Genomic DNA, 13461 nt, shown 5'->3' with positions numbered 1-13461 from the left:
AGACGCCCTGGGCGCCAAGGGCCATCGCCGCAGCCATCTGCCGACCCGATCCGATGCCGCCCGCGGCAAGCACAGGGACGTCGCCCACCGCGTCGACGACGTCGGGAATCAACACCATGGCGCCGATCTCACCGGTGTGCGCCGCCGCTTCATAGGACTGGCAGATGACAACGTCCACACCGAGTTCGACATTGCGGGCCGCCTTCTCCGGCTTGCCCACCAAAGCAACGACTTTCGTTCCGCGCTCGTGCGCGCGATCGATCAACCAAGCGGGCGGCGGACCCAGCGCACTCACCAGCAGACCGTACTCATGGTTCAGCACCACCTCGATCTGCTCTTCCCCGCCCGCGGCGGTGAAGCCCTCGGCCGTCCAATCCTGATGCTGGCCCGTCTCAGGCAGCGGCGGCAACTCACACCGGCGCATGATCTCTTCGGCGTACTCCCGATGCTTCTGCGGGATCATCTGCTCCAGCCGGCCGTGCATGTTCTCGGTGTTGCTCATGCCGGCCTCCCGGTCGGCCGTGGTGACCGGCAAGGCTACGTCGACTCCGTACGGACGGCCGTCGGCGTTCTCTTCCAGCCAGCGCAATTCGATATCGATTTCCTCCGGCGACATCGCGAGCACGCCGAGCACGCCCATGCCGCCCGCGCGAGATACCGCCGCCACCACGTCACGGCAGTGGCTGAACGCGAAGATCGGGTACTCGATGCCAGCCTGCGCGCGATCAGCCGAGTTGCTGCCAACGAATGGGCGCCAGACAACATCAACGTCAATGTCATCTCTCCGCTCGCGTTCACAGAAGGTGTGAAGGCCTACCTTGACGCCAACCCGGGCCTGTCAGAGTCGATCCTGAGCGCGGTGCCCCTGCATCGCTTCGGTGACCCTCAATTCGACATCGGTAGAGTCGCAGTCTCCCTCGCCAGCTCCGATGCCGCCTAGATCACCGGACAGACGTTGATGGTTGACGGAGGACTCATAAAGCTACGCTGACCGGCCGGCCACGCCGGCGCATGAAAACCCGAAACGTGTTGAACCGGGGAGGATTACGTCGATCACCTGGCCCAGTGACCGCAGTCACCGGGAATCTCACCGGACGAATCGTTCCGATCAACGGTACGGCAGCTGATCAGGGTCTGGCGGACCGCTAGCCTGACTACGTAATGAACTTTTCAGTTCTCAGGAGTTGACAGTGATTGATCCCCAGTACTACGGGCCGTGGGCAGTGATCGCCGGAGGTTCGGAGGGAGTGGGTGCCAGCTTCGCCATCGAACTGAGCAAGCTCGGCATCAACCTCGTGCTCATCGCCCGTAAGCCGGGGCCCCTCGAGGAAACCGCTGACGCGGCGCGCGCCAATGGCGTCGAGGTGCGTGCTCTGGCAATCGATCTCCTCGATCCAGATGCGCTTGATCAGGTCAGGGCGGCTACCGATGATGTCGAGGTTGGGCTCCTCATCTTCAACGCCGGAGCAAATAGCTACGGGCACGAGTTCGTCACGGGAGACCTCGACGGATTCTTCGGGGTCGTGACGCTCAACGTCAACAAACAAATGGAGTTCGCACATCACTTCGGTGCGAAGATGAAAGAGCGCGGGCGCGGCGGCATGATCCTGGTGGGCTCGATGGGCGGGTTCGTTGGTTCCGAGCACATGAGCGTTTACTCCGCCGTCAAGGCCTTCGGTCGTATCTTCGCCGAAGGGCTGTGGCTTGAACTCAAACCGTTCGGGGTGCACGTGGTTGAGCTCGTCCTGGGGCTCACGCGTACCCCCGCGATGATCCGCGAAGGTTTGAACTTCGACCTGCCGGGAGTGAAAGCCGCTGAGCCCGAAGATGTTGCGCGCGAAGGTCTTGAACATCTGACCGACGGCCCGGTCTGGATTGCGGCAAAGAACTTCCCCCGCGCCGAGAAGCAGTCCGGCTTCCCCCGAGACAAGATCGCCGAGAGCAATAGAGCTGCGGTCCGCAAAGTGATGGGCTTCGACGATTGATTTTCGTAGACGCGGAATGGGGCGCTGAACGGCATGGCGTCCTGGCCCTCTCCGCTCAACGTGCGCGGCCGTGACGACGTCCAAGCGCGCCGGCCATCAACCGCCGATGCAGTTGGGAATCGTCTCACCGGTGCTGATTCAGCATCCGGCCTCGACGTCGCCGTGGGAGGCAACTGCCGGAATCCACGAGTTATCGCAGATAGCAGCGACCGCCGATCGGCTCGGTTTCCATCACCTCACCTGCAGCGAACACGTCGCCATTCCCGTCGATGTCGCAAAAGAGCGTGGCGGGACCTACTGGGATCCGCTGGCCACTCTCGGGTTTCTCGCGGCTCAGACCACTCAGATTCTGCTCGCCACGCATGTCCTGGTCCTCGGCTACCACCATCCACTCGAGATCGCTAAACGGTACGGCACCCTTGATCTCGTCAGCGACGGCCGACTCGTACTCGGACTCGGAGTGGGGACCCTCAAAGAAGAGTTCGAACTCATCAACGCACCGTTCGACGACCGGGGTGCCCGTGCAGACGACGCTCTCGCCGCCCTGCGGGCGTCATTGTCGAATCCCGAACCCGAATATCACGGAAAGTTCTACGACTTTGCAGATTTCGTCGTACAACCACACGCGGTTCAAGACCGGGTGCCGATCTGGATTGGCGGCAAGACAGGGCGGTCGCTGCGCCGGGCGATTGCCTACGGTGATGGCTGGGTACCGTTCGGACTCAGACTGTCCGAACTTCAAGAAATGCTTGCGCGGGCCGCGCTCCCCGACCAGTTTGATGTCATATTGAATGCCGGCGCCGCCCTCGATCCCACCGCCGACCCCGCGAAGACCGCCCGGGTACTGAATCGCATGCGCGACGCGGGCGCGACCATCGCGAATGCCTCGATCGCTGCGCAAAACACGAGTCACTACCGCGAACAGCTCGAAGAACTCCACCGGCTCGCGCTTGCCGAAGGAGTTCATTTCACCGCCCCAAGTTCCGCTCATCACATGGAGAAGGACGCACGATGACCGATCAAATGACGTTGATCGAAGCCCTGACCACACGGGTGGAGCTGCTCGAAGACCGGCTCGCGATCACCAATCTCCTGACAAAGTACGGTCCTTCGGTCGACAGCGGATCCGCCGACGCCGTCGCGAACATGTGGCTCGAGGACGGCGTGTACGACATCGACTCCGGGGCGATGCACGGCCGAGACGAACTACGGGCCATGGTGCGTGGCGCCGCTCACCAGAACCTCATTCTGAACGGTTCCGCGCACATGATGACCCCCGCACATATCGTCATCGACGGTGATCGTGCCGTCGCGACCGGCCATTCACAACTCGTGATCACCGACCCAGAGAATCCATCCGCGTTCAAGGTTCTTCGGATCACCGCCAACCGTTGGGAACTGATCAAAACGGCGGGCGAGTGGAAAGTCCAACGCCGAGTCGGCCACGTCCTCGACGGGAGTGCCGAAGCGCGAGAGATCCTGGCAGCAGGGGTGTGAACGACGGCTCAGCTGCCGGGTTGGACGCCCGTCAGGGCAGCGATACCGAGCCTTCGTCCAGCGCCCTGATCAATCCGTCCGCCTCAGGCATCTGGAGCATCAGGTCGAAGTAGCGGTGCATCAACATCGTCCAGCGTGTGCGATCCGCCGCCGGCAACTCACCGAGCGTCTCAAGGAAGCCCGTCAGTTGCGTCTCACGCACCTTGGTCAGCAAAGCGGCCCCCTTGCGGGAGACCCGGATCAGGTTGCTACGCCGGTCGAAGCCGTCGACGGCGCGGTCCACCAGTCTCAGTTCGGCGAGCTGGCGAATCCGCTTGCTGGCCTGGGACGGATCGATGCCCAGCGGCTCGGCGACGTCGACGATCGGCATCGGACCGTTCCGGGCCACCACCCGGAGAGTGAAGTACCCGTGCTGGCGAATCGGCGCACGGACGACCCGGAGAAGGTCGTCGAAACCGCCTGATTGACCGGCCCAGGACACCAGCCCCATGACAGTGCTGAGGAATGTCCGCACGGCGGGCTCGTACACGTTCGGATCGACCAGGGACTGCCAACGTTCGGCGCTGCGGGCGGCGGGTCTGCCGGGCAACGCCTTGTCGAGGCGATCGTGCACGACGGCGAACCAGCGCGTCAGGTCCACCACGTCGCGCTCAGGCCATGTCGTGACGGGCCTGAGGTAGTCATCGCTCCAGGCCAGCAGCCACTTGTCGAGCAGCCTCGCGGTCTTCGGGGTCAGGGCCAACAGCGTTCGCCTGCGGTCTGCGGGATCCGCTGTGCGGGCCAGGTACCCCAGCTCCTCGAGCTGGCCGGCCTGCCGGCTCACCTGCGACAGGTCGATGGTCAACTCGGCGGCCAATACACTTGCCGCCACCGGTGGCCGGCCCGCGAGCAGTTGAAGCAGCCGCAGACCGGACGGCGGTAGATCGATGCCAGTGACATCACGGACCTGGCGGGTCATCCCACGGCTGCTCGTCGCGTATACCACCCGGTTGAGTAGCCGCAGGGTAAGGGTTTCGAGATGGACGTCCTCACCGGGCGATCTCACCCATGGACTCCTTCACATCCCGCGGGGCCATCCCGTCCGGCAGGTACCGGCCATCTGCCAAGTATCGCAAGACAGCGGGCCCGCCGCGGCCCTCGGGGCGGCCAGGCCCTCGACCTCCGAGTTGGGGAGTGCGCCCTCCTCGACCCACGAGTCCGGGTCGAGCAGGACGGCCAGCCGGTCGTCGACGGAGAGTTTGATCCGCCTGACGGTCTTGTCGGCGCCAGCGACAGCCGTCGCGGACACCACCTCAGGCGCCGATCAGGTCGCCGAGCTCCAGCATCCGTCGTGACGGCCCGCCGAGCGCCAGCTCGCACTGCTTCACCGCCAGATAGTGCCGGTGCAGCGGATAGTCCATGTCGACACTGAGCCCGCCGTGCAGGTGCATTGCCGCCTCGACGACCCGGGTCGCGGCATCCGACGCCCACCACCCGGCGATCGCCGTAGCCTCAGCGTCAGGCGTCCCCCGGCCCACGAGCCACGCCGCCCGCCATGCCGTCAACCGGATCCCGAGCACATCGATATAGGCGTTGGCGGCGCGATGGGCGACCGCCTGGAACGAACCGATGGGACGTCCGAACTGGCGTCGTTCGCTGACATAACTCGCTGTCATGTCAAGCGCGGCTTCGCTGTGCCCGAGCTGGGTCATGCACCGCGCCACGAGCGTCCAGTCACGGATGCACGCTTCGGCCTCCTCGGCCGGCGAGCCGGGCGCGATGAGCACGTCAGCGGCGGGGACCGCGACACCAGCGGCCGCCGCCAGCTGCCATCGCGGTCTGCGGTCGATCGACGACTGGGCGGTGACGGTGATGCCCGCGGTCGTGGGGTCGAGCAGGAAGATGCCACGGTTTCCGGCATCATCGCTCGCTGCGACGAGCACTCGAGCGGTCTTGTCGAGGAGCGGTACGTGAGACAGTTCCCCGGTTACTTGCCAGGTGCCGGACACCTCCCGCGCGCTCAGCCCGCGAGACGCGACACCGTCGACGGTAATGGCGCTGCTGAGCAACAGGTCGCCCGCGCAGAACGGACGCACCAGCGCGTCCCGCAGGGCGTCGGTACCGAAACGAGTGATGGCCAGGGCGGCGGTCGCCGACTCGACAAGGAATAGGTGTGCCGCTACCCGCGCAATCTCCTCGATCACGAGGCAGAGCTCGACGAATCCCGCGCCGCTGCCCCCCTGGTCCTCGGGTATCGCGATCCCGATGAGCCCGGCCTGGGCGAGATCGCCCCACAGTCCGGTATCGAACCAGTTGTCACTCGCCTCCAGCTCGGTCAGGCGATCAGCGGTGACCCGACTCGCGAGGATCTCTTGAGCGAGGTCACGCACGTCGCGCTGCTGCTCATCCAGGCTGTAGTCCATTTTTTTCTCCTTAAGTCCTGACGACGGTACTCAGCGCGCTGTGCGCGGAAGGCCCAGACCCAGCTGTGCGATGAGGTCCCGCTGGATCTCGTTGGCACCCCCAGCGAAGGCCAGTACGTTCGACGACGACGCCGCTTTGGCGAATGCGCCATCGAAGACCCGCCCGGGGGAATCCTCGTCGAGGCCGATGTCTAGTCCGACGATCTCGAACAGCAGGTGTCGGCCGCGTGTCAACAGCTCGGTACCGAACACCTTTGCCGCGGATGCTTCCGCTGGTTGGAGCTCGTGACGATCGACAGCGGTGGCGAGGCGGGCATTGAGAAGCTTGAGGAACTCAAGGTCGGCGCGTACGCGGCCCAGGTTGGCGCGGACCCACTCGCGGTCCAAGAGACTTGAGCCATCCTCGGCTTTCTGATCACGGGCCCACTCGAGCACCCGAGCCATGGCACGCTCCAGCGGTGCCGAGGGCACCAGGGCGACCCGCTCGCTGTTCAGCTGACCGGTGATCATCGCCCAGCCGTTGTTCTCCCCGCCGATGCAGTTTTCCACCGGTACACGGACATCGTCGAAGCTGACGGCGGCGATGGAGTGGTTGCCGAGGTTACGCAGCCTCGTCGAGCTGATGCCTGGACTGTGCCGGGGAACCAGCAGAACCGAGATGCCTCGGTGCTTCGGGGCGTCGGGATCGGTGCGGACCGCCAGCCAGATGTAGTCGGCAGCCTCCATCATTCCGGTCCAGAGCTTCTGACCGTTGATGATGTACTCGTTGCCCTCGCGTACCGCCCGGGTCCGAATCGAGGCGAGGTCAGTTCCCGCCTCGGGCTCGGAGTAGCCGATCGCGAAGTGCAGCTCGCCGCGCAGGATGCCCGGCACGATCGTTCGCTGCTGCTCAGGGGTGCCATGAGCCGCGATCGCTGGGCCGACGCTGTTGATGGTCAGTAGCGGTGTCGGCACCTCGGCCAGTGATGCCTCGTCGTTGAAGATGGCCTGTTCAACCATCGAGAGACCCTGGCCGCCGATCTCTTTGGGCCAACCGATACCCAGCCAGCCGTCCTCGCCGAGCTGACGCACAACTCGCCGATACGCGTCGGTGGCGCTCTCCGCGTAGTGGCTTTCCCGGAACTCGTACCGCAGCTCATCTGTCATCAGCTCGGCGAAATAGTTACGGAGGCGTGCGCGTAGCGCGCTCTGCTCAGCAGTGTCTTCCAAGTACATACTCTTCTCCGACTCGCCGGTCCGTGTCGCCAAACTCCGTCGAGTTCACCACATATACATGCTTTATGTCAAGTATCATGTGCACCGTAATTCATATCCGAAAGTTGGACTTGCCGAGTTATCGTTGCCGCTGTAATCGCCTTAAGCAGAAAGCATTTACAGGGCGCATACACAGCCAGCATGCTCTCGAGAAGAGGTTCCGAGGCCGTCTGCCGAGTGAATCCGCAACCCGTCTGTTCGATACTTGACTGATCTCATGCAATGATATTGTGAGCCGGCACGACAGAGAGGCAGCCTCCGTGAGGACCTCGACGGTGTCGCTTACGACAACGATTTCACCTTGATGTGCTGCCATGGAACTTCGAACCCTCCGAGCTCCTGGGCGTTCGGCAGCTACCCGAACCTGTTCCGGCTGCCCCGGCAGGATCCGGATTTCCACACCGCGTGGCTGTTCTATCCGGTCACGATCCGCGAGGACGCGGGCTTCGCCCCGTCCGATCTGCATGACAAGATGGTGTCGTTCTACGTGCGAACGCCCGGAGGTGGGATCTCGAGGTGGGATGCGAAGGCAAGCTGGTCGACGAAACCTCGTATACGGCAGAAGAAATCACCGCGGACAGCTACTGGGGCCATCAATGGGATTTCAGCCGGCCATGACGACGCGGAAGCCTCGCTCATCGCGCCTGCGTGATGCCCTCGGTCTGAGTCCGCGGCAGACCACGATCAGAGTGTTTTGTGTCGGGTTTAGTCGGCTGTGGTGACTACCTGCTCGCGGCGTAATTGGCCCGTGACACCATCTGAAAGCAGCTGACGTGCTTCGTCTTTGCCGTCGAGTGCGCGGGTGGTACGAGTGACGATCTGCCACCGGCCGTCGATGTGGCGCAGTTGGAAGTGGTTGGCGCCGGCCAGCGCCACGACAAAATTTTCGTCACGGCGGAGCAATAGCACCGACTCACACACCGCGACCGCCTCGTCGCCATCCACGGTGACCACGGCCGGGCCGTGGAAATGCGCTGCACCGCCGCGGATCAGAGACTGGTGGGCATCCGAGTTCACCATCTTGGCCACATCATCGCGGCTACTCATCAGCAAGCCATCGACGTCGTAGACACCAGCTGTAGCCCATAGTTCCGCCACCGCATTGGCCTCGCAGGCATCCACCAGCGGCCCATACGAGGCGATCAACCGCTCGATCGCGCGCTCGTCCTCAATCCGTTGCAGCCGCTGCTCGAGTTCGGCCAGCCGGTCGTCAGTCACGTTAGTTACTTTCTTCGCCGTCACACCGTGGCAATCGATACCCCTGCACCTGCTGCGCCACCGACACCGTCTGGCGGGGCCGACCGCCGCCTCACCAAGAACCATCCACAGGTTGACCTTTGCTCCCACTCCCCGTCGCCCCATGAGGGCTCATGCGTCACAGCCCTTCGAATCGCGCCTTCACGGCGTCAACGGTCAGGCCGTAATCGCTCAGTGAGTAGGTGTGCTTCGGCGCGCGCGGCCCGGTCTTGCTCTCCGTGTGCATCTCTTCGATGGCCTGGCGCGCCGCGTCGGTGAACGGCAGACCGAAGTGCCGGTAGATGCCCTCGACGGCGGCAAAGGGATCGGCGATGAAGTCGAAGTAATCGACGTCATAGAACTGGGCCGAATTGTGGTTAGCTCGTTCGGCGTTGAATCGCTCCAGGCCGCGTGACCAGGTTTCCAGTGCGTCGGTGCCGATCTGCGCTCCGACGAAGGAATTCGACCAACCCTTGGTGGTGTGCTCAGACAGTGAGCACATCGACGCCATGATCGTCTCGGCCGGCCGATGGCACTGCACGACCAGGGCATCGGGATAAGTCGCAAAGAGCGCGTCCAGCGCGAAAAGGTGGCTGGGGTTCTTCAGCACCCAGCGTTTGCCTGCCTCGTTGAGGCCGATGAGCTGAAGATTCTTGCGGTGTCTGCGATATGACGGTGTCCAGTCCTGCTTGGAAAGCCACTGCGCATAGCGGGGGACGTGGGCCAAAGCTTCGTAGGACACCGAGTGCACTGACTGTTGAAGAAGCCGCCAACATTCCTCCACCTCGTCGGCGGTGCTGTAGTGCAGCCCCGTGTGCTCGGGGTATTCGCTGTTTTGTTGGGTGTACCGGGCTTCGACTTGGCGGTAGACCGGGTTGTCGGCCCAGGTCTCACGTGGTGGCCGTGGTTGGGCGTATTCGGCAAGCCACAACTGCAAGCCTTGGTGGGCAGGGTCGGCTGCCAATAATCGGTGCAGCGCGGTGGTGCCGGTGCGGGGCAGCCCGGTGACGAAGATCGGCCGCTCGATCGGGACATCGACATGCTGTGGGTACTTCTTCCAGGCCGCTTCACTGAGCAGCCGGCCGGTCAATGCCCCGCGCAGGTAGAAACGAGAAATCTTGCTACCCAACGGGGTCAAGTCGGCGTCGCGCTGGTAGGACTCCAGTAGCACCTCGAGTGCCTCGCGGTAGTTGTCGTCGTCGGCTCCGAAGTCGTCGAGGCCGACCGCCTTGGTGGCCGAGGCGAGTAGGTCGTCGACGGTGCCGACGTCGGTTCGAGTCGCCATCAGGCCTTGTACTCCCCACAGTTGACGTCGAGTGTCTGCCCTGTTATGCCGCTGGAGAGGTCGCTGGCCATGAACAGGACGGCCGATGCCACTTCATCTTCGATGGGCAGTCGCTTGAGATCTGACGGGGCCGCGGCTGCGTCGTAGATCTGCTCGATCGTCGTCCCGTACTTGACGGTCTGGTGGGTGAAATACCTCTTCAGGGTCTCGCCCCAGATATATCCGGGCACAACAGAATTAACCCGGATGCCGTGCCCGCCGAGCTCTGTGGCCAGCGACTGCGACATCGCCAGCAGCGCCGACTTCGCCATCTTGTACGCGCCGTATTTGGCCTGCGAATGCCGGATCACCGCTGAGTTGACGTTCACCACAGATCCCTTTGATTCGGCGAGCGCCGGGGTAAAGCCCGGGGTGAGTCGCAGCGCGCCAAGAACGGTGAGCTCGATCGCGTCGCGAATGTGCTGGAATGTGGTGTTCGCGAACGGCTTCATCGACGGGTTCACGAAGGCGTTGTTGATCAGCACATCCACCTGGCCGTAGGCGCTCAGTGATGACTCGACCAGATTCTGCACCTGATCGTCGTGCGTGATGTCGGTAGAGACTGCGACCGCGCGTCGTCCCATGTCGGTGATCTGCTTGGCCACATCGTCGAGGCGCTCGGCGGTTCGGGCGGCCAGCACCAGGTCGGCGCCGGCCTCGGCGCATCGCCGCGCCAGTGCGGTGCCCAGTGACGGGCCTACACCGCTGATCACCACGACCTTGCCGTCGAGAATCCTGGACACCTGCTAACCCACCATTCTGTTGCCGATTTGCGCCTGGCGCAGGGCAATTCGTGCACGCCAGTCCTGATCGGTGATGGCGTTGTTGTCGTAGAACGGCAGCGACGCCGGCACTGCGTCGAAGTCCACCAACTCGACGGCGGGACCGTCGGCCTCGGTGAGTTGGCGCGACACGCGTTGCCAGCGGAACTGTAGGAAACCCTTCGCATGCCCGAGTGTTTCGACCCAGTTGGTGACGCCGGGGTTGCGATCGGCCACCACGATGCGGATCTTTCCGTCCGGATCGGCTTGCGCCTGCGTGCCGTTCAGCGACGTCTGGTGGTTGATGTAGTCGAGGGAGATGTACCAGAGGCTGCCGAGCTGGAACCCGAGATACGGGGCGTCGGTCACCGGCAAGGTGATGATCAGAGCCTGATCGGGTGTAAGTTCGTAATGGCCGGCCGACGAATACTGGGTGGCCAACCCACCCGGGGTCAGCCGCGGCGCGACCAGCGTGTTGACCGGGATGTTGAAGTAGAACCACTGCGGGAACTGCAGCCACGTCTTGATCCGGCTCACCAGTAGCTTTCCCGCTGTGGCGTATCGTTCTTCGATGGTCGCCTTGGTCAAAGGTGGTGGAGCGGTGCCTGCGGTGTCCAGCCGGGCGATGGCCAGCGTGCCGCGCTGCTGCGACCAGTCGCCGTACACCTCGCGCACCACCAGCTGCCCCGGAAGGGTCGGGCGCAGCCGCCATTCGAAGCTGCCGTCTTCGGCGATGTCGAGCTCACGGTCGTCGAAGGCAGTTTCGCTGTCGGGCACTTCGGTGTCGGTGTACTCGCCGCTCAGCACCTGAAAACTCAGGTCGGTGGTCGTCCCGCGCCTCCCGGTCACGATGTACTCGCGCTCGGCGTGCACCCGGGTCCCGAAGTACAGCGTGTCCGGGTTGTCCAGGCCCATCTTGGTAAACGGGCCGGTACCACTGTGCAGGAATGGATGGTCGCGCTCGAAGTCGAACGCCATATGCGTAGACCCCGCCACGCAGCCCGCCAGATACTGCAGTCCCTCCAGCAGGTCGGCTTCGGTTTCGATGTGCGGCGCCGCGGCCACCAAATGCTCGGCTTCGGCGATGGCGTCCATCAGCGGCTGGGAGTACATGGCAGCATCGAATCCCGCGCCGGACGGGCGCTGTGTGGTCGTTTGAGTCACCTGGTTTCCTCACGATTGAGCAGCAAGGTGAGCGGTCGCTGTATCGAGGTGGCGGCGTTCACATCGATGTGTTGTTCCGAACAGCGGGATGCGGGAAGGTCCTCCGCGAGCTTCACTTCCGACGGCTTGGTGCAGCCGAACCCGTCCTCGGTCGAAGTCTCCCGCAGGGTCGTGTCGTAACTCAGGTTCGTTGCTGACGCAGTAACCAACGTCGCCTCCACCGCATCGCTTCTGCTATCGACACCCTTTCACGCCGCGAAGACCAGCCTTGAGCCTTGTTCCGGTCAGTGGGCGGGTAATGCCAACCGCCGCGCGCGTCGCGGTGAGCGGTCATCCGGCGAAACGGGAGGTCAGTTCAGATAACGCTGTTGCGGTGGGTAGCCGCGCGTCGCGGCGGTTGCGCCGCCGCACTGTATCGGCGCCGAGAACATCATTTCCATCCATCGGCATCAAGGGCCGCAAGGCTGAGTTGTGCCATGCATGATCGAGACGCGAATGAAGCCTGCGTCCGGGCTCGCGGCTATTTTCTTGGATGCCGAGATGGAGGAGTAGTGACCGAAGTCGCGCTACCCAGCTATGACCCGGCGGCCCTCGTTCGCTCACAGACCGTCGAAATCAATGCTCCCGCAAGCGTTGTCTGGGAGGTTCTTACGGACTTAGAGCATTACGGGGATTGGAATCCATTCTGCAGATCCGCCAAATCAACGCTGGAGATCGGTGCCACCGTGGAGATGTTGCTTGCCGACTACTCGGGCGCAGGTGGCACATTCGCGAACACCGAATACCTGTGTGCGTTCGTACCTGAGCGACTGCTGTCGTGGGAACTGCGCGCGACCCAGGAGTCGCCCAACGCTGCGCGGCGTGACCAAATCATCGAAAAGGTCGACGACCAGCGCTGCCGCTACTACTCGACCGACGCATTCCTGGGCGAGAACGCCGCGCTGATGATGGCCGTGGTGGGGCTCTGGGTGAAACGCGCTTTCGACGACACCGCCATTGCACTCAAGTGTCGTAGCGAGAGCATTCACGCCATGCGCTCCGCGGACTAAGTTGCGTTCCGCACGCATCGACCCAACGTTATGCGTCTGGCCGCCGACGGCCAGGCCTCCCCGCACGTAATCGAGATTCACGGACGGTCATCGAGACGGGCACCCAGGGCATCGCTGATGTCAGCGGCGACGACCGTTCCACCTTCCTCCAGGATGCGGTTCAGCAAGGAAGGTATCTAGTTCAATGCCGTCCAACCCGGATCGATCTCATCTGGAATAAACACCGGCACAGGCGAATCCAAACAGAGCATCGGACCCCGGCTGCCCGCCGACGCATACTTCGCCCTTCGGCAAGATCGCCCCCATCCTGCCACTGCAGAACGGCCCGACCTTCGCCAAACCTGATTCGGTCGCCGCGGTCGTCGCGATGCTCGGCTCCGGCGACGCCTACTTCATCCTCGGTACCGAAACGGTACCGAGGTGCATGTCAACGGCGGCTCGCGCATGTGATGTGCCCGTCACCGGGCCTGCCGGTCAGCGGACTCCGACATGTCAAGTGCCGCGTGGTGACCGAACACCATCGCTGCGCCGATCGGGTTACCGCCGCCGGGGTAGGTCGTTTCGCTCACCGCCGCCGACGCGGTCGGTCGCCTCGAAGATGATCACCCGTAGACCTTCACGGGCCGCGGTGTACGCGGCGGTGAGCGCACGGCCGCCTGAGCCAACGATCAGAAGGTCGCACTCGGTGTCCCAAGGGACCGCCCGCCCCGACTATCGAGACCTAATGCCGGCTCAGTCCTTTAGGTAATCCTCGAGCTGGCTGCTCACGCGCTGCAGCGTGTCCATGTA

Annotated in this window: 15 protein-coding genes and 2 pseudogenes; 7 read left to right on the top strand and 10 right to left on the bottom strand. The window is 63.6% G+C overall.

All coding sequences use genetic code 11. The annotated features are described in order from the left end of the window. The coding region (locus ACLP4W_RS28835) for a nitronate monooxygenase (RefSeq protein WP_442390803.1) at nt 1–667 on the bottom strand (667 nt) is incomplete at its 3' end. 12 nt (nt 668–679) lie between these two features. Here ACLP4W_RS28835 and ACLP4W_RS28830 point away from each other — a divergent pair. From ACLP4W_RS28830 to ACLP4W_RS28815, 4 genes are all read left to right on the top strand, one after another. After that, the gene (locus tag ACLP4W_RS28830; RefSeq protein WP_442390801.1) at nt 680–940 is read left to right on the top strand and encodes an SDR family oxidoreductase; all 261 of its coding nucleotides are present in this window, start codon (nt 680–682) and stop codon (nt 938–940) included. 250 nt (nt 941–1190) lie between these two features. Continuing rightward, the gene (locus tag ACLP4W_RS28825; RefSeq protein WP_442390799.1) at nt 1191–1985 is read left to right on the top strand and encodes an SDR family NAD(P)-dependent oxidoreductase; all 795 of its coding nucleotides are present in this window, start codon (nt 1191–1193) and stop codon (nt 1983–1985) included. A gap of 106 nt (nt 1986–2091) precedes the next feature. Further along, entirely contained in the window at nt 2092–3000 is a 909-nt protein-coding gene (locus ACLP4W_RS28820; protein WP_442390809.1) for an LLM class F420-dependent oxidoreductase, read from the top strand. Further along, the gene (locus tag ACLP4W_RS28815) at nt 2997–3482 is read left to right on the top strand and encodes a nuclear transport factor 2 family protein (RefSeq protein ID WP_442390797.1); all 486 of its coding nucleotides are present in this window, start codon (nt 2997–2999) and stop codon (nt 3480–3482) included. The genes ACLP4W_RS28820 and ACLP4W_RS28815 overlap by 4 nt, the downstream gene beginning before the upstream one ends. A gap of 31 nt (nt 3483–3513) precedes the next feature. Here ACLP4W_RS28815 and ACLP4W_RS28810 read toward each other — a convergent pair whose 3' ends face one another. Genes ACLP4W_RS28810 through ACLP4W_RS28795 form a run of 4 tightly spaced genes read right to left on the bottom strand, consistent with a single transcriptional unit; the run spans nt 3514 to nt 7099 of the window. After that, nucleotides 3514–4527 (bottom strand): MarR family winged helix-turn-helix transcriptional regulator, encoded by a 1014-nt coding sequence (locus tag ACLP4W_RS28810; RefSeq protein ID WP_442390795.1) that lies wholly within the window; start codon nt 4525–4527, stop codon nt 3514–3516. Nucleotides 4528–4539: 12 nt separating this feature from the next. Further along, on the bottom strand, nt 4540–4770 hold the full coding sequence (locus ACLP4W_RS28805) for a hypothetical protein (RefSeq protein WP_442390793.1): 231 nt from the start codon (nt 4768–4770) through the stop codon (nt 4540–4542). A 4-nt stretch (nt 4771–4774) separates the two neighbouring features. After that, nucleotides 4775–5884: an acyl-CoA dehydrogenase family protein gene (locus ACLP4W_RS28800; protein ID WP_442390791.1), complete on the bottom strand. Its 1110-nt coding sequence runs from the start codon at nt 5882–5884 to the stop codon at nt 4775–4777. A gap of 30 nt (nt 5885–5914) precedes the next feature. Continuing rightward, nucleotides 5915–7099 carry an acyl-CoA dehydrogenase family protein gene (locus ACLP4W_RS28795; protein WP_442390789.1) on the bottom strand — a complete coding sequence of 395 codons (1185 nt, stop codon included), beginning with the start codon at nt 7097–7099 and terminating at the stop codon, nt 5915–5917. Nucleotides 7100–7601: 502 nt separating this feature from the next. Between ACLP4W_RS28795 and ACLP4W_RS28790 the strand changes: the two are divergent. Then, nucleotides 7602–7756 (top strand): annotated as a pseudogene (locus ACLP4W_RS28790) (2,3-dihydroxybiphenyl 1,2-dioxygenase); the annotation flags it as partial. Between the two features lie 87 nt (nt 7757–7843). On the opposite strand, the gene ACLP4W_RS28785 reads toward ACLP4W_RS28790, so the two are convergent. The 4 genes from ACLP4W_RS28785 to ACLP4W_RS28770 form a co-directional block, all read right to left on the bottom strand. Next, complete coding sequence (locus ACLP4W_RS28785; RefSeq protein WP_442390787.1) at nt 7844–8356, bottom strand: nuclear transport factor 2 family protein; 513 nt, start codon at nt 8354–8356, stop codon at nt 7844–7846. Between the two features lie 157 nt (nt 8357–8513). Continuing rightward, complete coding sequence (locus ACLP4W_RS28780; protein WP_442390785.1) at nt 8514–9659, bottom strand: sulfotransferase family protein; 1146 nt, start codon at nt 9657–9659, stop codon at nt 8514–8516. Then, nucleotides 9659–10441 (bottom strand): SDR family oxidoreductase, encoded by a 783-nt coding sequence (locus ACLP4W_RS28775; RefSeq protein ID WP_442390783.1) that lies wholly within the window; start codon nt 10439–10441, stop codon nt 9659–9661. The genes ACLP4W_RS28780 and ACLP4W_RS28775 overlap by 1 nt, the downstream gene beginning before the upstream one ends. A 3-nt stretch (nt 10442–10444) precedes the next feature. Further along, complete coding sequence (locus ACLP4W_RS28770; protein ID WP_442390807.1) at nt 10445–11572, bottom strand: hypothetical protein; 1128 nt, start codon at nt 11570–11572, stop codon at nt 10445–10447. A gap of 602 nt (nt 11573–12174) precedes the next feature. Between ACLP4W_RS28770 and ACLP4W_RS28765 the strand changes: the two genes are divergently transcribed. Continuing rightward, on the top strand, nt 12175–12672 hold the full coding sequence (locus ACLP4W_RS28765) for an SRPBCC domain-containing protein (protein ID WP_442390781.1): 498 nt from the start codon (nt 12175–12177) through the stop codon (nt 12670–12672). 180 nt (nt 12673–12852) lie between these two features. Continuing rightward, a pseudogene (locus ACLP4W_RS28760) lies at nt 12853–13122 on the top strand (short-chain dehydrogenase); the annotation flags it as partial. Between the two features lie 87 nt (nt 13123–13209). Here the strand turns inward: ACLP4W_RS28760 and ACLP4W_RS28755 are convergent. Further along, complete coding sequence (locus tag ACLP4W_RS28755) at nt 13210–13341, bottom strand: NAD(P)-binding protein (RefSeq protein WP_442390805.1); 132 nt, start codon at nt 13339–13341, stop codon at nt 13210–13212. Nucleotides 13342–13461: the final 120 nt, after the last annotated feature.

The sequence above is a fragment of the Mycobacterium sp. genome, assembly GCF_052145595.1.
GTDB lineage: Bacteria > Actinomycetota > Actinomycetes > Mycobacteriales > Mycobacteriaceae > Mycobacterium.
This window is presented reverse-complemented; position numbering and strand designations above follow the sequence as displayed.